At 69.1% G+C, this 18,017-nt stretch carries 15 protein-coding genes; 10 read left to right on the plus strand and 5 right to left on the minus strand.

Going from position 1 to position 18,017, the window contains the following annotated elements:
* Positions 1 to 4: 4 nt before the first annotated feature.
* Positions 5 to 472, minus strand: coding sequence for a MaoC family dehydratase (locus R8F63_17225; protein MDW3220353.1), 468 nt, complete (start codon positions 470 to 472; stop codon positions 5 to 7).
* A gap of 17 nt (positions 473 to 489) precedes the next feature.
* A complete protein-coding gene (locus tag R8F63_17230) occupies positions 490 to 1,500 on the minus strand; it encodes a hydroxyacid dehydrogenase (protein ID MDW3220354.1) in 1,011 nt (336 codons plus the stop codon).
* A gap of 59 nt (positions 1,501 to 1,559) precedes the next feature.
* Here R8F63_17230 and R8F63_17235 point away from each other — a divergent pair, with 59 nt between their 5' ends.
* Positions 1,560 to 2,225, plus strand: a complete 666-nt coding sequence (locus R8F63_17235; protein MDW3220355.1) for an enoyl-CoA hydratase/isomerase family protein — start codon at positions 1,560 to 1,562, stop codon at positions 2,223 to 2,225.
* Positions 2,226 to 2,300: 75 nt separating this feature from the next.
* On the opposite strand, the gene R8F63_17240 is transcribed toward R8F63_17235, so the two are convergent.
* Positions 2,301 to 3,500 (minus strand): acyl-CoA dehydrogenase family protein, encoded by a 1,200-nt coding sequence (locus tag R8F63_17240; GenBank protein ID MDW3220356.1) that lies wholly within the window; start codon positions 3,498 to 3,500, stop codon positions 2,301 to 2,303.
* A gap of 57 nt (positions 3,501 to 3,557) precedes the next feature.
* Here R8F63_17240 and R8F63_17245 point away from each other — a divergent pair, with 57 nt between their 5' ends.
* Both R8F63_17245 and R8F63_17250 read left to right on the plus strand, forming a co-directional pair.
* Positions 3,558 to 4,244: a DsbA family protein gene (locus R8F63_17245; protein MDW3220357.1), complete on the plus strand. Its 687-nt coding sequence runs from the start codon at positions 3,558 to 3,560 to the stop codon at positions 4,242 to 4,244.
* Positions 4,241 to 5,029, plus strand: a complete 789-nt coding sequence (locus tag R8F63_17250; protein MDW3220358.1) for a maleylpyruvate isomerase family mycothiol-dependent enzyme — start codon at positions 4,241 to 4,243, stop codon at positions 5,027 to 5,029. Before R8F63_17245 ends, R8F63_17250 begins: the two co-directional genes overlap by 4 nt.
* Here R8F63_17250 and R8F63_17255 read toward each other — a convergent pair.
* Positions 5,007 to 8,414 (minus strand): AAA family ATPase, encoded by a 3,408-nt coding sequence (locus R8F63_17255; protein MDW3220359.1) that lies wholly within the window; start codon positions 8,412 to 8,414, stop codon positions 5,007 to 5,009. The two genes, R8F63_17250 and R8F63_17255, sit on opposite strands and share 23 nt — an antisense overlap.
* Before the next feature lie 232 nt (positions 8,415 to 8,646).
* On the opposite strand from R8F63_17255, the gene R8F63_17260 reads away from it, so the two are divergent.
* From R8F63_17260 to R8F63_17280, 5 genes are read left to right on the plus strand one after another with little or no spacing between them, the layout of a single operon-like run.
* A complete protein-coding gene (locus R8F63_17260) occupies positions 8,647 to 10,704 on the plus strand; it encodes an FHA domain-containing protein (GenBank protein MDW3220360.1) in 2,058 nt (685 codons plus the stop codon).
* Between the two features lie 6 nt (positions 10,705 to 10,710).
* A complete protein-coding gene (locus R8F63_17265; protein ID MDW3220361.1) occupies positions 10,711 to 11,997 on the plus strand; it encodes a DUF2510 domain-containing protein in 1,287 nt (428 codons plus the stop codon).
* Positions 11,994 to 12,590 carry a hypothetical protein gene (locus R8F63_17270; GenBank protein ID MDW3220362.1) on the plus strand — a complete coding sequence of 199 codons (597 nt, stop codon included), beginning with the start codon at positions 11,994 to 11,996 and terminating at the stop codon, positions 12,588 to 12,590. Before R8F63_17265 ends, R8F63_17270 begins: the two co-directional genes overlap by 4 nt.
* Before the next feature lie 28 nt (positions 12,591 to 12,618).
* Positions 12,619 to 13,200, plus strand: coding sequence for a hypothetical protein (locus tag R8F63_17275; protein ID MDW3220363.1), 582 nt, complete (start codon positions 12,619 to 12,621; stop codon positions 13,198 to 13,200).
* A 2-nt stretch (positions 13,201 to 13,202) separates the two neighbouring features.
* The gene (locus tag R8F63_17280; GenBank protein ID MDW3220364.1) at positions 13,203 to 14,906 is read left to right on the plus strand and encodes a hypothetical protein; all 1,704 of its coding nucleotides are present in this window, start codon (positions 13,203 to 13,205) and stop codon (positions 14,904 to 14,906) included.
* Positions 14,907 to 14,929: 23 nt separating this feature from the next.
* On the opposite strand, the gene R8F63_17285 is transcribed toward R8F63_17280, so the two are convergent.
* The gene (locus R8F63_17285) at positions 14,930 to 16,207 is read right to left on the minus strand and encodes a hypothetical protein (GenBank protein MDW3220365.1); all 1,278 of its coding nucleotides are present in this window, start codon (positions 16,205 to 16,207) and stop codon (positions 14,930 to 14,932) included.
* Positions 16,208 to 16,298: 91 nt separating this feature from the next.
* On the opposite strand from R8F63_17285, the gene R8F63_17290 reads away from it, so the two are divergent.
* Entirely contained in the window at positions 16,299 to 16,976 is a 678-nt protein-coding gene (locus tag R8F63_17290; protein MDW3220366.1) for a hypothetical protein, read from the plus strand.
* Complete coding sequence (locus tag R8F63_17295; protein MDW3220367.1) at positions 16,973 to 17,989, plus strand: protein phosphatase 2C domain-containing protein; 1,017 nt, start codon at positions 16,973 to 16,975, stop codon at positions 17,987 to 17,989. Before R8F63_17290 ends, R8F63_17295 begins: the two co-directional genes overlap by 4 nt.
* The last annotated feature ends 28 nt before the right edge of the window (positions 17,990 to 18,017 follow it).

Raw genomic sequence — 18,017 nt, forward strand, 5'->3', positions numbered from 1 at the left:
GGCGTCAGCCCTGGTAGAGGATCTGGCTCGTGTAGACGAGCGAGGGCTTCTCGTTCCCCTTGACGTGGGTCGCCGACTCGAAGCTGAGCAGGGTGCCGGCCCGGTGCTGCTCGGCGCCGATCAGGCGGGACCGGGCGTGGATGGTCGATCCGGCGGGCACGGGGGAGAGGAACCGGGCGCCCCCGCAGCCGAAGTTCACGGCGTTCTTCACGCCGCTCAGCTGGACCGGGACGGAGATCAGCTTCGGCATGAGGCTCATCGTGAGATAGCCGTGGGCGATCGGGCCGCCGAAGGGGCTCTCCTTGATGCAGCGCTCGACGTCGATGTGGATCCACTGGCGGTCGCCGGTGAGCTCGGCGAAGTCGTTGATCATCTCCTGGGTGACCTCGATCTCGGTCCCCCAGTCGCCGTACTCGTCGGAGGCGTGGGCGTTGATGGCGTCGATGTCGTCGAAGGCGATGGCGTCGGACATGTGGGTATTGCTCCTGGTCAGGCGATCTTGTCGATCATGTCACGGGTGATGCGGTTTCGTTGTGGCCGGCCGGCGACGAACCGCTCGACCTCGTCGCAGACCCAGTCGGCCATGCGGGCGAGCTCGGTGCCCTGCGATCCGGCGACGTGGGGGGTGTACACGGCGTTGGGAAGCCGGCGCAGGGCGTGATCGTCGGGGAGCGGTTCGAGCGGATCGGTCACGTCGATGATCGCGAAGAGGCGGCCTGATTCGAGCTCGGCCACGAGGGCGTCGAGGTCCAGACAGTGGCCGCGGCTCGTGTTGATCACCGTCGCCCCGTCGGGCAGCGCGGCGAGATGCTCGGCGCCGATGAGGTTGTGGGTCGCCGGCAACGCCGGCGCGTGGATCGACAGCACGTCGGCGCGCCGACACAGATCGAGGAGGTCCTCGGCCTTGGTGGCGCCGAGTGATTCGATCGTGGCGGCGTCGACGAACGGGTCGTAGATCTCCACCGGCAGGTGGGGGAACGGCTGGAGCAGCTCGGCCACCCGACGACCGATCAGACTCGCCGACACGAGGGCGACGGTCTTGTCCCAGTTGCCGTGCTCGCGGGCGGTCGGGGGTACCGCCCAGGTCTCTCGATCCCGCATGAGGTCGACGGCGGGGAACACCCGCTTGTTCGCGAGGAGGATCATGGCGAGCGTGTACTCGGCGACCGGCTCGGCGTTGGCCGATGCACCCGAGGTGACGACGAGGTCGCGCACATCCCAGGCGTCATCGCTCATCGACCACTTGATGGTGCCGGCGGCGTAGGCGAACATCCGCAGCTTCGGCGCCCGGGCGAGCAGGTCCGCGGTGATGGTCGGGGTTCCCCAGTGGCCCACGATGATCTCGGCCTCGGCGAGGAGTGCGTCGGCCCGGTCGTCGTCCCAGGACGAGAGCGGCTCGCGATCGAGCAGACGACCGACTCGATCGAGACGGTCCAACGCGGCGTCGTCGAACGGGCGCAGGCCCTCCATGTGGGAGATGAGCACGGTGGGACGGGTCACGGTCCGCGATCCTCGCCGTCCATCCTGGCCCGTGCAAACCCCCGGCTATGGTCCGGCCCATGAGCGCACCCACTCTCACCCAGGACGGCGAACTCTTCGTCGTGAGCTTCGGCGACGACCTCAACACCACCGACCGCGGGTGGGTGTCCGCCATGAACGAGATCCTCGACGAGGTGGAGGCCGCGACCGGCCCGAAGGTGCTGCTCACAACGGGTGCGGGCAAGCACTATTCGAACGGCCTCGACGTGGAGTGGATGGCGGGCAAGCCGTCCGAGGACATCGTCGTCTACGTCAACTCGGTGGAGCGGGTGCTCGCCCGCATCCTCACGTTCCCGGCGCCGACCGTCGCCGCGGTGAACGGGCACGCCTTCGGTGCCGGCGCGTTCGCGGTGCTCGCCCACGACCATGTCGTCATGCGGGAGGACCGGGGCTTCGTGTGCTGGCCCGAGGTCCACCTGGGGATGACCTTCTCCCGTGGCCTGCTCGCGATGATCCAGGACCTGCTCGTGTCGCCGGTCGCCCGTGACGCGATCGTCACCGGCCACCGCTACACCGCCGCCGAGGCCGTGGCCGCGGGGTTCGTCGACCGGTCCGTGCCGCTGGACAGGCTGATGACGGCCGCCGCCGAGCTGGGCCTCCCGCTCGCCGCGACCGCCGAGAGCTCCGTGGGCCGAATCAAACAACAACTGCACCGACGCGTCGTCGACGCCCTCGGATCCGCCTGATCCACCCCACCAGACCGCGTTCTTAACCGACTTATGGTCGAAAAACGACCATAACTCGGTTAAGAAGCCCGGCTTTTAGTTCTTGGGGACGTCGGACCAGGCGACGTCCTTGTCGATGCGGGGTTCGCCGGGGAGGCCCAGCATCTGCTCGCCCATGATGTTGCGCAGGACCTCGGAGGTGCCGCCCTCGATCGAGTTGGCCCGCGCCCGCAGGAACGCATACCCGATGCCCTGGCTGCTGCCGTCGAGATCGACGGCGCCGGGACGGCGGAACGTGTAGTCGAAACCGACCTGCCCGGCCATGCCCTGGAGACCGACCGCCCAGCTGTAGATGTCCTTGTTCAGCTCGGCGCCGGCGAGCTTGGCCACCGATCCCTCGGGGCCAGGCTGCCCCTTCTTGGCGGCCTGGATGGCCCGCATGTTGGTGAGACGGAGCACCTCGGCTCGGATCCAGAGCTGCATCAGCTCGTCCTGGCGCGCCTCGTCCTTCTGGTCGCTCGCTTCGTAGACCTTGACGAGGTTGCCGATCGCGCCGCTGCCCACCTTCGGCGCCGAGCCGCCGCCGCCCCCGCCGATCGCGGTGCGTTCGTTCATCAGCGTGGTCAGCGCGGCGCGCCACCCCTCGCCCCGCTCACCGATCCGACAGTCGTCGGGCACGCGCACATCGGTCATGTAGACCTCGTTGAACTCCGCCTCGCCCGTGATCTGGCGCAGCGGTCGCACTTCGACCCCCTCCGCCTTCATGTCGAGCGCGAAGTAGGTCATGCCCTTGTGTTTCGGCATGTCCGGGTCGGTGCGGGTGACGAGCATTCCCCAGTCGGCGATGTGGGCGAGCGTGTTCCACACCTTCTGCCCGTTGACGATCCACTCGTCGCCGTCCTGGACGGCCTTGGTGCCGAGACCGGCGAAGTCGGAACCGGCGCCGGGCTCGGAGAAGAGCTGGCACCACTTGTGTTCACCCGTGAACATGGGGCGCAGGAAGCGATCGTGCTGTTCGTCGCTGCCGTGGGTGAGGATCGTCGGCCCGGCGAGGGCGATGAAGAACATCGACGGATCCATGGGCTTGGCACCGGCCTCGGCCAGACGGCGGTTGACCTCGCGCTGGAGCTGGGGCCGGACGCCGAGGCCACCCTTGCCCGCCGGATACTGCACCCAGGCGAGCCCGTGGTCGTACTGATGACCTCGGAACTCCTCGTATCCCTCCGCCTTCGGGTCGTGCTCCGCGAGAAGCGTGTCGAGGGCGTCGTTGACCTGGTCGAGTTCTGCGTCACTCATAAGTGGCAGTCTGCCTGACAGTTTCTCGCGGCAGCAACCCCCGGCTACGGTCGCGCCATGAGCGACATCGCGACCGAGCCGCTGAAGATCGCCTTCCACTTCGATGTCATGTGCCCGTGGGCGTACCAGACGGCCAAGTGGATCCGGACCGTCCGCGAGACGGTGCCCCTCGACATCGACTGGCGCTTCTTCTCGCTCGAGGAGATCAACCGCGAGGAGGGCAAGAAGCACCCGTGGGAACGCGAGTGGTCCTACGGGTGGGGGATGCTGCGGGTCGCGGCGATGCTGCGGCGGACGTCGATGGACGACTGCGACCGGTTCTACGAGGCCGCCGGCCGGGCCCTCCACGAGGACGGGCGCAAGCCCCACCGGCCGGAAGTCGCCGAGGAGATCTGCGAGGAGCTCGGCATCGATCCGGCGGTGGTGCGCGCCGCGATCGAGGACGAGACGACCCACGACGACGTCAAGGCCGACCACGACGCGATCGCGAACTCCGGTGGCTTCGGCGTGCCGACGATCATCTTCCCCGGCGAACGTCAGGTCTACGGTCCGGTCGTCGCGCCGGCCCCCGTCGGCCAGGAGGCGCTCGACCTGTGGGACCTGACCGTCGCCTACAGCAAGGTCGACCGGCTGTACGAGTTGAAGACCCCCAAGACCGACGAGGACATGGGCCACATCGCCAACGTGTTCAAGCCGTACTTCGAAGCCCGTGAGTGGGAGAGCAGGGAGAAGCCCGCCCGATGACGTTCCAGTTGTCCGACTATGTGGACGCCCACCGAGGGCTGTTCGCCCACTACAACGACCTCGCCGGCCGGTTGTCCGACGACGAGATGGCCACCCAGTCGCTGTGCCCCGACTGGGACGTGCGCGGCGTGATCACCCACACTCTCGGGGTGGAGGTCGTGCTGACCGGCTGGGAGCCGTCTGCCGAGGCACCCCCGCCCTTCGAGAAGATGGGCGCGTTCGAGGCGGAGGCCGCCGCGCTCTCCCGCGCCGACTTCGCGATCCGAGTCCAGGAGGTCACCGCCACACGGCTGGCCGAGCTCGAACGCCTCGACGCCTCCGTCATCGATCAGCCGTCGATCACCCCCACGGGCATCGGCACCTACGGTGGCTTCCTCCAGGTCCGCGTGTTCGACCTGTGGGTCCACGCTCGCGACATCGCCGTCCCGCTCGGCGAGTCGCTCGACGACGCCGGCCCGGCCGCCGAGATGGCGCTGTCCGAGGTCGATGGGGCGGTGGGTTACATCGTCGGCAAGAAGATCGGTCTGCCCGAGGGGAAGTCGGTCGTCTTCGAGATCCGCGGGGACATCGAGCGCGACATCGCCGTGACGGTCGACGGTCGGGCGACGCGCGTCGAGCGCGTGGACGAACCCGACGTGGTCGTCACCACCGATGTCGGGACGTTCATCATGCTGGCGGCCGGGCGGATCGATCCTCACCAGCAGCTCGATGCCGGGACGATCTCGTGGTCCGGTGACGAGGAGTGGGGTCCGAAGGCCGCGCTCAACCTGGCGTATACGCGCTAGTCGCCAGCACTGCGGCGGCCTCGTCGCGCAGGGCATGCCACCCACTGTGGATCGCCAGGTCGTGCGTGTCGCGCAGCTGACCTTCGATGTCGTCCCATCGCTCGCGGCTCGGTGGATGGTGGGCGGCGACCCGAGCGGCCAGGACGATGCCGCGGCCGACGTAGATCGGGGCGGCGAGCCGCCTGGCGACCGCGATGACGGCATCGGCGTGATCGGCGGCATCCGCGGGCCGGTCGGCGGCGAGGGCGATGTGGCACAAGCTGACGTCGACCGGGTCGTAGGCGCCGTGACCACACCACGAGCCGTTGCCGCGGTAGGGGGCGAGCTGGTCGGCCACGTGCTCGGCGATGTCGACGAGTCCCACCTCGGCGGCGACATGGCCCGTCGACGTCATCGCCAGCAGCCACACCTGGTCCCGACTGATCGTCTCGTAGTCGATCGCGTGGAGTCGACGCACCATCTCGGCTGCTTGGTGATGGTCGCCGAGCTCGAACGCGCAACGAGCGGCGGCTGCCAGCCACACACCCATGTGCGGGTGGGCCTCCGACATCGCCTCGGCGAGCGGATGGAGTTCGCCGCCTCGACCCTGCTCGAGTCGGATGGCCAGCAGGACTGAGGATGATGCGAGCAGATCCCAGGACTCGGAGAGGACGTTGGGGAAGCCGCTGGCGGCGTTCAGGAATCCCTCGGCGGCCGCGAGCTCGCCGTGGAGGTGGGCCCGCCCGGCCCGGAAATAGCTCAGGACGCGACGCCCGCGGCCGTTGTGGACCGTGGGTTCGAGCCGCTCCATCGCGGCGACGTGGGCATCGAGTTCCGCCCCGGTGCCGTGCTGCAGCATCGCGCCATACCCCGCGAGATGACCGCGGTACTCCGCCAGGGGATCGTCCAGGTCCTCGCCCAGCTCGATGCATCGTCGCGAGAGCTCGACGCGCCATTCCCCGTGGTGGGGGCCGTCGGTTCCCCGGTCGAGGAGGCGGAGCACCTCACAGACCAGGTGGGGGTCACCGGATTCCTCGGCGACGGTGAGGGCGTCGGCCCAGAGCTCGTGGGCCCGTTGCCATTGGGGCCCCATCGCGAACCACACCGATGCGGTCGCCCTGACGCGGGCGCCACGATGCGGGTCGTCCAGGCCAGCGATCAGCTGCGTGACGAGTTCGGTGACGTCCGCGTCCGCGCCGCCGGGCCCGGTGAGGCGTCCGACGTCGCCGAGCTCGATGAGGGCGTCGGCGGTCAGGTCGGCGTGTCCCTCCTGATGGGCCGTGAACGCGGCGTCGCGCAGGAGCTCCACGTGGTGGGGGTCACCGGCCTCGCGCCGCGCCGATCCCTCCTCGATGGTCAACCGGATGCCGTGGCGCGAGCGGGGCGCGTCGACGATCTGGCGGGCCTTGGCGAGATGATCGGCGGCGAACTCGGGGGCCACTGCCTCCCGTGCCGCTTCGGCCGCCCGTTCGAGAGCCTCGACGGCAGCGCCCGGGTCCAGTCGTCGAGCCGCGAATCGATGCCGCGCCACTCGACCCAGATCGGGCTCGGGTCCGGCGGCGTAGGCCCCGGCGAGGCGATCGTGGATCTCGATCGCTCGGGCGTCCGACAACATCAGGCGGGTGGCCTCCCCCAGCAGGTCGTGGACGGTGCGCAGCAGTGGGCCGTGCTCGACGAGCACCCGTTCCTGCACGGCTTCCTCGATCCCGCGCCCGGCCGCCGGACCCAGAACAGACTCGATGAGAGCGCGATCGACGGGATCGGCTGCGACCGCGACATGGTCCACGACCCGGCGGGCGGCGAGGGACAGGACGTCGAGGCGCTGGGCGACGGCGACCTCGACCGTCGGCGGCACGCCGGCGTCCCCGCTGAGCGCCCACACGCCGTCGGTGCGGCGCAACGCACCGCGGTCGAGGAGGTGGCGCACGGTCGCGACCACGAAGAACGCGTTGCCGCCCGTCCGCCGGGCCAACTCGGCGCCGACGTCGTCCAGGTCGTCGCCCTCCGCGTCGACCAGGCGTCCGACGAGCGCGGTGACCGCCGCGGCGTCCAGCGGCGTGAGTCCGATCGGACGCAGGCTCTCGGGGAACGGGCGTTCGACGGGTCGTCCGGCGGCGACCACGGTGGTGTCACCTCGCGACGCCACCGTGGCGAGGATGCCGAGCGTCGTGTCGGGCGCGAGATGGATGTCGTCGATGACGAGGGTGAGTTGTGCCCGACGTCCCAGCGCCGACAGGAGGCTGCAGACCGCGGCGTCGGCCCGGGCGCGTCGCAGTTCACGACGCGGCGGCGGTTCCGAGTCGGGATCGAACGCCATCAGGCCCGGCGCCAACCAGGCCAACGCGCCGGGATCCGCGCCGGGCACCGCCGCCCGGAGTGCGGCGGCGCCGGCCGGATGGGCCGCGATCTCGTCCAGGAGGGCGACGATGGGCTCGTACGGGGATTCCGGGTTCTCGGTGCACGTCGTGCGGGCGACGAGACTGCCGAGCCGACCGCACACGGCGTCGAGCAGGGTCGTCTTGCCGAGTCCGCCGGGCCCGACGATGACCACGCTGCGGCGCCGGGAGATGTGCTCGAGCACCGTGGTCAGCTCCTCGTCCCGGCCGACCGCCGGTCCGGTACCGGCGGACAGACCGATGTCGCGGCGGATGTCGTCGAGGATGGCGTGGGTGTGCAACGACGGGTCGTTGTCGAGGATGCGCGAGCGCAGGGACGCGATCCCGGCCGGCAGTCCGATACCGGTCTCCTCCACCGAGCGCCGTTCGGTCAGGTCGAGCAGCGTCAGCGCGTCCGCCGCCGCACCGGAGCGTTGGAGGGCGACGGCGAGCAGGGCGGCTCGCACGGCCTGGGTCGGTGAGGCGATCAGCGCGGCTTCGAGATAGCCGACCGCCTCGGCGGTGCGTCCGCTCGCCAGCAGCGCGGCGCCCACCTGGTCCACACCGGCGTCGCGCAGCGACGCGAGCCGTGCCCGCGCGGCCACCACGTCCGGGTCGTCGGCGAGATCCGACAGCGCGTGGGGGTCCCAGGCTTCGAGTTCGCGTCGGAGCTCGTCGCCGTCCGTGCTCACGGCGGGTGTGGCGACCGCCGCGGCCACGACGGACACCCGGGTGGTCACGTCGATGTCGATGCCGTCGGCGAGCCGATACGAGGCACCGTCGGTCTCCACGAGCGACGGATCGGCGAGTTTCGTACGGATGGCGGCGACCGCGTTCTGGAGGGCGGCCCGAGCGGTCTTCGGGGCCGCGTCGCCCCAGACCATTGCGATCAGGTCGTCGAACGGAACGGCGCGGGGAAAGCGGAGGGCGAGTCCGGCGACGACGGCGCGTTGGCGCGGCGACAGGTCGATCACACGGTCCTGCTCGACCAGTCGGGTGCGACCGAGCACGTCGATCCGGGGCGTCGCCATGGAGCATTAATGCCTGACCTCCCCCCGACCCGCAAGCGCGGTGGCTAACGGGCCGGTAACGGGAGACTTTCGCACCAGGACAACGAGACGCGATGCTGTGTCGCCGTCGGCTCGATGGCCGTTCCCGATGTGGGCGCCGCGCTAATGGCTCGGTAACAGAACCGAATCGGCCCTGTTCTTCCTCACCGGGACGGTGAAGAGTTGGGGCATCTCACATGGAGGGACCAACGGAATGAGCGGGCAAAGACTCACAATTCGCTTCGAGGGGCAGGACCACGTGTTCGAGCCGGCCTCGTCGCCGGTGCGGATCGGGCGGGACGAGGACGCCGATGTCGTCGTCGAGCGGCAGGGCGTCTCACGACACCACGCCCAGCTCGACTACGACGGCGAGAGCTGGCAGCTGCGTGACGTCGACAGCACGCAGGGCACCTTCGTGGAAGGCGAACGGGTCACCACCCGGCCCGTCGGCGACTCGCTGTCCGTGACCCTCGCCCGGGGCGAACACGCGGTTCGGCTCGAGATCTCGACCAGCCCGATCGTCGACGAGCTCGACCGCACCGTGGCCGCGTCCCCGGACGCCACGGCTGTCGTCGGTGACGGCGGGGCGGTGCGACCGGGCGGCGTTCTGGCCGCCGGCGCGGCCGAGGGTGCCACCCAGGTGACGGGCGAGACCGTGGTCGTCGAGTGCGCCGGCCAGTCCTACACCTTCTCGCCGGGTCGCAAGTACGTCATCGGCCGCGACTCGAGTGTCGACGTCCAGAGCCAGAACCCCAACGTCTCGCGGCGTCATGCCGTGCTCGAGTACGAGAACGGGTGGAAGCTCGCCGACCTCGACAGTTCCGGGGGCACCTTCCTCGACGGACGCCGCACGAAGGAGACGCCCATCAGCGGCACCATGGCGTTCGTGCTCGGCGATGCCGACGCGGGTGAGCGCGTGGTCGTGAAGGCCAGCGGCGTGCGTCAGATCACCCTGGCCCAGCGGTTCAGCCGCCTCGGCGGCGGCGGCAAGGTCGGCCTGCTGGCCGGCGGTCTCGCCGCCCTGGCCATCATCATCGGTGCCGTGGCATTCCTCGCGACCCGAGGCGACGACGATCCCGACTTCGACGCGCTCACCCGCGGGGTGGTGGCGATCAGCGTGCAGTCCGACTCCGGCGTCGGTGGCACTGGCTCGGGCACGATCATCGACAAGGAACGCGGCCTCGTCCTGACCAATGCGCACGTCGCGGGGTGGGGCGACGGCCAGGGTCTCGCCCTGTGGTACGGAATCAACGACACGTGGTTCGAGGACATCGAGGACATCACGATCAGTGTGTCGAGTGGTCTCGACCGCAGTGCCGAGCCCCGGTTCAAGGCCGAGCTCGTCGCGGTCGACGGCTATCTCGACCTGGCGCTGCTGCAACTGACCGAGACCCTGAGCGGCAAGATCGTGGAGGCGGTCGATCTCGCCGAGCTGACCGAGGTTCCCCTCGGTACCGTCGAGGGTCTGTCCACCGGCGACGATGTCTTCGCCATGGGGTTCCCGGGCGTCGCTGCGAACAGCGCGGTGACCCTCACCGACGGTTCCATCAGTGCGTTCGTCGTCGATGAACGGCTCGAGGACAACCGGGGTTGGATCCAGATGGATCTCGAGATCCGGGGTGGCAACTCCGGTGGTCTGCTCACGGACGGCAGCGGCAAGCTCATCGGTGTGCCCAGCCGTTCCACCATGGAGAGCGTGCTCGAGCTGCGGCCCCAGGAGAGCGGCATCTTCCTCTCCCGGGCGGCCGACTACGCCCAGCCGATGGTCGACGCGTTCGTCGCCGGGGAGACCTACGTCAGCCCGTACGTCACCCTGCTCGACGGCTCCGAGGACGTCACCGGCGTCTTCTTCGGCGAACTGGTGGAGGCCGAACCTGGCTTCACGTTCGAGTGCTCGGACAACTTCGCGAGCACGGCCCCCGTCGGAGCGCAGGCCCTGGCGGTGCAGGTCGACTACTTCAACTTCGTCGCCGGTGCCCATCAGGACCTGGCGATCATCGTCAAGCGATTGCCGATCTCGGCCGCCGTGCAGCAGGCGTATCAGGATGCCGGCGTCGCCCTTCCCGACCGGCCCAACGAAGAGGGCTTCGCCGGGGCGGTGCAGACACCGTGGGAAACCATCGTGCCCAGGATCGACGACTGTTTCACGGCGGCTGTCCCGCTGCAGGAGCCACTCCTGCAACTCGTCGACTATGTGATCGAGGTCCGTGCGGGAGGCAACTTCAAGCTCATGGAGAGCGTCACCTTCCAACCGGTCCTTCCCCCGGGCTGAATCGTCATGGCGGGTGACGAGCACGCCACAGACGCGGCACCGCCGCCGCCCCCTCCCGGGGGCGCGGCGGGGGGCTCCGCGCCGGGCGCGGCGCCGAACTGGAAGAAGAAGCTGGAGGGCGTCAACAAGGTCGCCGGCGTGAAGTGGAAGGCGGCCAAGGAGAAGGCGCTCGACACCGAGTCGGGGAAGAAGGCGAAGGCCTGGTCGGCGGCCGGCGCCGAGAAGATGGATGCCCGGATCGAGAAGCTCAGCGGGACCAGTGGTGGCAAGAAGATCGCCGATGGGGCGCGCAAGGTGGGCTCGGTTGCCGCGAAGTTGCCGCTGATCACCGCGATGGGCGACTCCGTGAAGATGTCCAACGGCGTGGATCTCCTCACCGCCGCGGTCAAGGAGGACCCCAAGCGTCCGGAACCGAAGATCCATCTCGTGCTCGCCCTCCAGCGGGTCGAGCGCGACATGGCCCAGGTGCGGACCGCCAAGGCGATCTACAAGCCGCAGACCCTCGTCACCCGCACGCTGTTGCAGAAGTCGGCGGCGATGGGCGTGGAGGACGACATGGCGATGACGGAGAAGCTCCTCCGCGCCGCCTTTAAGCAGGCCCTGGCGATCAAGGAGCAGGCGCCGGCCGATGCGGTGAACCTCCACAGCCTCGCCCGGGTCTACCTGCTCCAGTCCGTGCCGGAGACGGCTCGTCAGCTGGCTCGGCTGTCGCTCTCCGCCGGCCATCCGCATCCGGGCGACGTCTACGTCACGCTGGCCAACGTCGAGAGCCTCGTCGAGAACACCGAGTCCGTGGCCGAGTACGCCGAGCTGGCCGTGAAGCACGGCTCCACCCTCGGTTACAGCGTGCTGGCCGAGCTCGCCATGACCGGGCCGGGTACGGCGTCCGAGCAGGCGAAGCAGTACGCCGAATGGGCCTCGCGCGTCGATCCGGCCGACGAGGAGCGCTATTACGGCGTGCGTCTCGATCCGGATCGACTCGACACGCTCCGGCGCCTGGCCAAGGCCCAGAAGGGCAAAGCGGTGGACCTGAAAGAGTCCTTCAGCGATCGTGCAGCGACTCTGAAGGAGCAGTCGGCAGATTCGTCCCATGACGAACCGGCCAGTGATGACTCCCCACCATCCCACCCGCCGGCGGATTGGTACACGGACCCGTACGGGCGCCATGACCACCGCTACTGGGACGGGACGGCGTGGACCGATCACGTGGCCACGGCGGGACAACAATCCGTTGACCCGATCGACGGTTCGTCCGACCCCAATCAGCTACGAAGCGAAGGACGAGTGACATGAGCATGTTCGATCTGGACGGAGACGGTTTCCTCGACGGTCTCGACATCGACGACATCGACGGTGAGGCCCTCGAGGGCGGCATCGACATCGACGGCGACGGCATTGCCGACGCGGTCGACACCACGGGCGACGGCGTCATCGATTCCGTCGATTTCGACGGTGACGGCATGACGGATGCGGTGGACTCCACCGGCGACGGCGCGATCGATTCGATCGACTCCACGGGTGACGGCGACTTCGACGTCCTCGACAGCAATCACGACGGCACGATGGACTCGGCCGACTCGACCGGCGACGGCTACGTGAACGCCGTCGACTCCGACGGCGACGGCATCATCGACGACGGCACCATCAACGCCGACGGCAGCTTCACCTCCGCCGACCTGGACGGTGACGGCTGGGCCCAGGAGACCGATCTCGACGGCGACGGCACCATCGACTCGATGGACACCGACTTCAACGTCGACGGCTTCGGCGAGGTGACGCCGGCGGAGGATCCCTACGCCGTGACCACCGAGGTCGACTCACTCGACATGAGTGACCCCTTCGACAGCACCGACTCGGGCCTCGACAGCGGCACCGACACCTACTGACAGGCACGAGAGGAACGAGGAGAGAACGATGAGTGATTTCGGTTTGGACGACATGGACATGGGCGACATCGACGTGGATCTCGATGTCGACCTGGACGGCGACGGCATCATGGACAGCGCCGACATCGACGGTGACGGCGTGCTCGACGTGAGCGACGTCGACGGCGATGGCGCGGTCGATCTGGTCGACCTCGACGGTGACGGCGTCGGTGACGTCGGTGACCTCGACGGCGACGGCCAGGTGGACATCGCCGACCTCGACGGTGACGGCGTCATGGACGTGGCCGACATGGACGGTGACGGTGTGATCGACGCGGTCGACACCGACGGCGACGGCATCATGGATGCCGCCGACCAGGACGGCGACGGCTACATCGATGCGGTCGACGTCGACGGAGACGGCGTGATGGACACCTTCGACCTCGACGGTGACGGTGAGGTCGACGGGTTCGACACGGATGGCGACGGTGTCGCCGATGTGGCCGACCTCGACGGTGACGGCGTCCTCGAACAGGTGGATATCGGTGAGGACGGTGAGGTCCTCGAGGCCGACCCGACGCTCATCGAGCGCGTGGTGGACGCCCTCCACCTCGAGAACCCCTTCAACTGATCATGCAACCCGAGGAACGACGAGTAGCGGTCGACGCAGCGCTCACCCAGGTGGTGAACGACTTCGGCCGACGCATCAGTGACGACCCGGTTCGACTGCGCAACCTGCTGGTCGACGCGACGGGCGCCAACGCCATGTCGCTACGTGACGAGATCGACGCGGTGGTCACCGCGGCGGAGACCGAGTTGCCCGCAACCGTGCTCCAGGGCGACGACACCGCCCGTCTCGCCGCGGCGGACCGGCTGACCGAGCGGTTGGGTGAGGAGCACAGCGATCTCGCCCCCTGGGTCACCGAGACGTGGGCGACCGCGCTCGCCGGCACCTCGCAACGACCGGGCGCCACGCTGGCCGCCGGGAGTGCAGCTCCCGACGGCGATGCGACCGCCGTGGCCGACGACGCAACGGCCGTCGCCGGCGACGCGACCGTGGCCGCGCCCGACGGCGCGACGGTGCTGCCCGACGGGGCGACCGTGCTGCCCGACGGCGCGACCGTTCTCGCACCGGGTGACGCTGACGAGGCACCCGCCGAGGTGGACCGCCGCCCGCTCCTGATCGGCGTGGCCGCACTCATCGTCGTCGTGCTCGTCGCGTTCTTCGCGACGCGCGGCGACGACGATCCCCGTCTCGACACGCTGGACCCAGGAACGACGACCCTGCCAACCGGGGGCGACGACGCCGGCGACGACGCGACCGACGGTGCGGACGATGACGGCAGCGACGACACCGGCTCGATCCCGACCGGCCTCACCGGCTCGACCGACATCGAGGTCGCCGACGGCGTGGCGGGCACCCGCACCCTCCAGGTGGGAGACAACGCCACGACCACCGTGCTCGAGTTCACCAACGACACGACGGAACGGTTCCGCGGGCACTGGATCGAAGTGGTCCCGGCCGATCTCGAGGCCGCTGGCTTCGACGCCGGCCCCGACGCGGCGCTGATCGACGACACGGCCTTCGGCGTCGCCCTCGATCTCCAGCCGGGCGAGACCGCCTCGTACTCCTACACCACGGGCTGGACCACCGATGACGTCGACGAGTTCGACGAGGCGTTCGACGAGTTCGAGCGGGCGTCGGAGACCTGGTTCGAGGAGAACCCCGATCCGCGGTCGCCGGCGCTGCGACCGGACTTCGATTCGGGCGAGACCACCCGCAACTCGTCGTTCGCGGTCACGGGCAGCACCGAGCCGTGGAACACGGTCACGGTCAACGGCACCACGATCGACGTGGATGTCGACGGCGAGTTCGCGACCGAGATCACCCTCCGACCGGGGGAGAACCTGATCGAGCTCCGGGCCGTCAGTCCGATCGGCGCCACCGCGATCCGGAACCGGACGATCACCTACGACAACACGACGACCACGACCACCACGACCACGACGACCACGACGTCGACCGTGGCGCCCAACCAGGCTCCGGTCAACAGCTGCGGCAACGACTACTTCTCGCTGCCCTACGACACGTCGTACTGGTTCAGTCACCCGTTCAGCTGCTACTCCGATCCCGACGGTGACACGGTGAACGTCTACGCCGACACCGGTGTCGCCTCGCCCGGGAACTGTGGAACGGACAACGCCTGCTGGAACTACTACCCGCCGGCCGACTGGGACGGGACTCCCTACGAGGTGACGATCGCCATCTGGGGCCAGGACCCGGACGGGCTCACGACCGCCGCTTCCTACGTCACCCTGTGCCTGAATTGCGCCTGACGGGCCTCGATGCCGTGAGGAGATCAGCCGTGCCGGATGACCGCAGTCGACCCACCGAGGTCGATCGTGGCATCCGGCACGAGCCCGATCGCCTGCCCGGGGGTCACGGTGTGCTCGTCCCCGGTGGGCAGGGTGACCGTCCACTCGTGTTCGGAGAGATTGCGCAGACCCCACGCGTCGGGCCGGCTGGGATTGGTCGCCACCTCGGCCACGTCGGTGGTGAAGTCGTAGTTGTGGCGGAGGGGGTGCACCGAGATCCGGGTGTCGTCGTTGAGGACGACACGGTGACGGTCGATCTCCAGCCGCAGCGGCGCGCCGAGCTCCCGCTTGCAGTTCCAGCAGATCTGGTCGGGCCGATCGGGGTCGTAAAAGGACTCGGAGCGACACCAGGGGCACCGTTGCACGTTGGCCATGAGGTCGGCCATCGCCGACCGCCACACGCTCTCGCGGACCCGCTTCGACGCGTCCGGTTCGAGCCCGTCGGTGAACGCCTGGACGAAGAGCCGCTGGATCGACCCCGGGAACAGGGGCCAGTACTGGAGGACCGCGCCATGGTGTTCGCCGCTCGGCGCGTTCGAGCGGTCCTCGGGATGGAAGATGAACAAAGGATTCACGCCGAACATCTGGCGCTCCGCGTTCTCGTCCCAACACCGGAAGTCGAGCTCGCGCCGGCCGAGCAGTGGATGACCGACCATCAGCACGTAGAAGAGCAGCACGGCCAGCGAGTAGAGATCGGTGGTGGTGCTCGGCAGCGCCTCACCCCGCACGATCTCCGGCGCCATGAACCGCCGCGTGCCCAGCACGTTGGACGAACTGTCGCGCTCGACGCCGACATTGTCGTTGTCACAGATGAGTGGCGTCCCGGACTCGGGGTCGAAGAACAGGTTGCCGAAACTGATGTCGCGATAGCAGAGGCCCTGGTTGTGCAGGGCGAGGAAGCTGCCCGTCAACTTCATGCACATCATGCAGATCGTGCGGAAGGACGCCGTGATCTTGCCGGTGAGGAGATCGGTGAGACTCGCGAACCCGTCCGGCCGCAGCGGCATGACGTAGCCGAACGCGGCGCTGCCGTCCGTCTCGGCCATCTCGAGGGGCCAGAGGAAATGTTCGTCGGGCGCACCGCGATCCACGAGGAGCTCGATGGCGGATCGCTGGTTGCGCGTCGCCGTGTGGTCGAAGTACCACTTCAGTGCGAGCGCGGGACTGCCGTCGTCGGGGTGGACCTCGAAGACCGCGCCCTGGCCGCCCTCACCGATGAATCGGCCGACGGTTGCCGTCCGTCCGGTCGGTGTGAGCCTCACCTGCGACTGCTCTGCAACCATCGGGAGCATCATGTTCGATATCGGAGGGGCCGGTCAACGCGCCCGCCCGCTCGGAAACGGAGAACCGCCCATGGCTGATCGACCCGGTGCGCAGCTCGCCACCCGTCCGCTGCACTTCTTCATCCTCGCCGACTGCTCCGGTTCGATGGCGGCCGACGGCAAGATGCACGCGCTCAACAACGCACTGCGCGAGACCGTGCCCCACCTCGTCGACATCGCCGAGGGCAACCCGCACGCCGATCTCCTGATCCGCGTGGTCCGCTTCGCGACGGGCGCGACATGGCACGTCGAGGAGCCCACCCCGGCGGCCGAGTTCGCCTGGCCCGACATGGAGGCGGAGGGCTACACCGACCTCGGCGCCGCCCTCGACCTCGTGGCGAGTCAGCTGGAGGTGCCGCCCATGGAGGCGCGAGCACTCCCGCCGGCGATCGTGCTCATCTCCGACGGCATGCCGACGGACGACTGGGAGGACGCGCTCGAGCGGCTCCTGCTGCTGCCCTGGGGCGAGCGGTCGGTGCGGACCGCCGTCGCGATCGGTCGCGATGCGGCGCGCGACGTGCTGATGGAGTTCGTCTCCGACAAGGAGGTCGGTCCGGTGTCCGCCAACAATCCCGAGCAGCTCGTCCGGCTCATCCGCTGGGCCTCGACCCAGGTCGGCAAGGCCGCGTCACTCACCGCCAACGAGACGACGGCCCAACGCAGCGGTCCCGTGCCCTTCGCGGAGGACGACGAGGCGGTCATCTGGTGACGGAGACACGTGAGGTCCTCCGATGGTCGACCGCGTCCGCATCGGTGCGTGGGTCGTCGCATCGGCGCAGCGACACCGTCAACCAGGACGCGGTGCTGGTCCGCGAGGTCGGCGACGCGGTCGTCGTCGCGGTGGCTGACGGTCACGGCAGCCGCACCCACATGCGATCCGACGCCGGGTCTCGCCTCGCCGTCGAAGCCGCGTGTTCGCTCGGGGCCGAGCTCGTCGAGGACGGCCTGCTGCACCGGGCGGAGAGTGACATCGTCACCACGCTCGAATACGAGGCCGGCCCGGCCCTCGTCGAACGGTGGCGCTCGGCGGTACTCGACCATGTCGCGGACAACCCGTGGACATCCGAGGATCTCGCGGTCTCACCCGGCGCAGCCGGTGATCCGTTCCATGGCTACGGCACGACGATCATGGTCGCGCTGGCCGGTCCCGATCGGGTCGCCGTGCTCCAGCTGGGCGACGGCGATGTCCTCGTCGGCCACCGATCCGGCCGGGCCACGCTGCCGGTGCCGGGCGACGATCGACTCATCGGCAATCAGACCACCTCGTTGTGTCTCGACTCCGCGCCGGATGACTTTCGGGCCGCGGCCATCGCCCTCGACGGCGACCCGGTCCGGTTCGTGTCCATCACCACCGACGGCTACGCGAACTCCTTCGCCTCGGAGAACTGGGGGGAGGAGGTCGGCGCCGACATGCTCGAGCATCTCGATCGCGACGGTCTTCCGTACGTCGCGGGGAGCCTCGAGGACTGGCTCGGCGAGTCGGCCGAGATCGGTGGGGACGACGTCACGATGGGTCTGCTCGTCGCCGACCTGGAGACGATCGAGGTCGAGGTGCCCGAGGAGGTCGATGGGCCGGTGCGCGATCTCGACGATCTGGCCGATGTCACGACCGAGGTGAAGGGCCGGCGCCGTGGCCGGCGCCGGATCGTGCTGATCGTGCTGCTGATCCTCCTCGTTCTCGGTGGTGGGGTCGGGGCGGCGATCGCCCTGTTCGTCCTGTGACACACGCGGAAACGGGCCGCCGCACCGG

Source organism: Acidimicrobiales bacterium (assembly GCA_033344915.1).
Classification (GTDB): Bacteria; Actinomycetota; Acidimicrobiia; order Acidimicrobiales; family Aldehydirespiratoraceae; genus JAJRXC01.

Coding starts and splice junctions, on each gene's coding strand:
- R8F63_17245 (MDW3220357.1), top strand. CDS start 3,558: ATGAGCGACATCGCGACCGAGCCGCTGAAGATCGCCTTCCACTTCGAT.
- R8F63_17270 (MDW3220362.1), top strand. CDS start 11,994: ATGAGCATGTTCGATCTGGACGGAGACGGTTTCCTCGACGGTCTCGAC.
- R8F63_17235 (MDW3220355.1), top strand. CDS start 1,560: ATGAGCGCACCCACTCTCACCCAGGACGGCGAACTCTTCGTCGTGAGC.
- R8F63_17265 (MDW3220361.1), top strand. CDS start 10,711: ATGGCGGGTGACGAGCACGCCACAGACGCGGCACCGCCGCCGCCCCCT.
- R8F63_17240 (MDW3220356.1), bottom strand. CDS start 3,500: ATGAGTGACGCAGAACTCGACCAGGTCAACGACGCCCTCGACACGCTT.
- R8F63_17225 (MDW3220353.1), bottom strand. CDS start 472: ATGTCCGACGCCATCGCCTTCGACGACATCGACGCCATCAACGCCCAC.
- R8F63_17250 (MDW3220358.1), top strand. CDS start 4,241: ATGACGTTCCAGTTGTCCGACTATGTGGACGCCCACCGAGGGCTGTTC.
- R8F63_17255 (MDW3220359.1), bottom strand. CDS start 8,414: ATGGCGACGCCCCGGATCGACGTGCTCGGTCGCACCCGACTGGTCGAG.
- R8F63_17275 (MDW3220363.1), top strand. CDS start 12,619: ATGAGTGATTTCGGTTTGGACGACATGGACATGGGCGACATCGACGTG.
- R8F63_17280 (MDW3220364.1), top strand. CDS start 13,203: ATGCAACCCGAGGAACGACGAGTAGCGGTCGACGCAGCGCTCACCCAG.
- R8F63_17290 (MDW3220366.1), top strand. CDS start 16,299: ATGGCTGATCGACCCGGTGCGCAGCTCGCCACCCGTCCGCTGCACTTC.
- R8F63_17260 (MDW3220360.1), top strand. CDS start 8,647: ATGAGCGGGCAAAGACTCACAATTCGCTTCGAGGGGCAGGACCACGTG.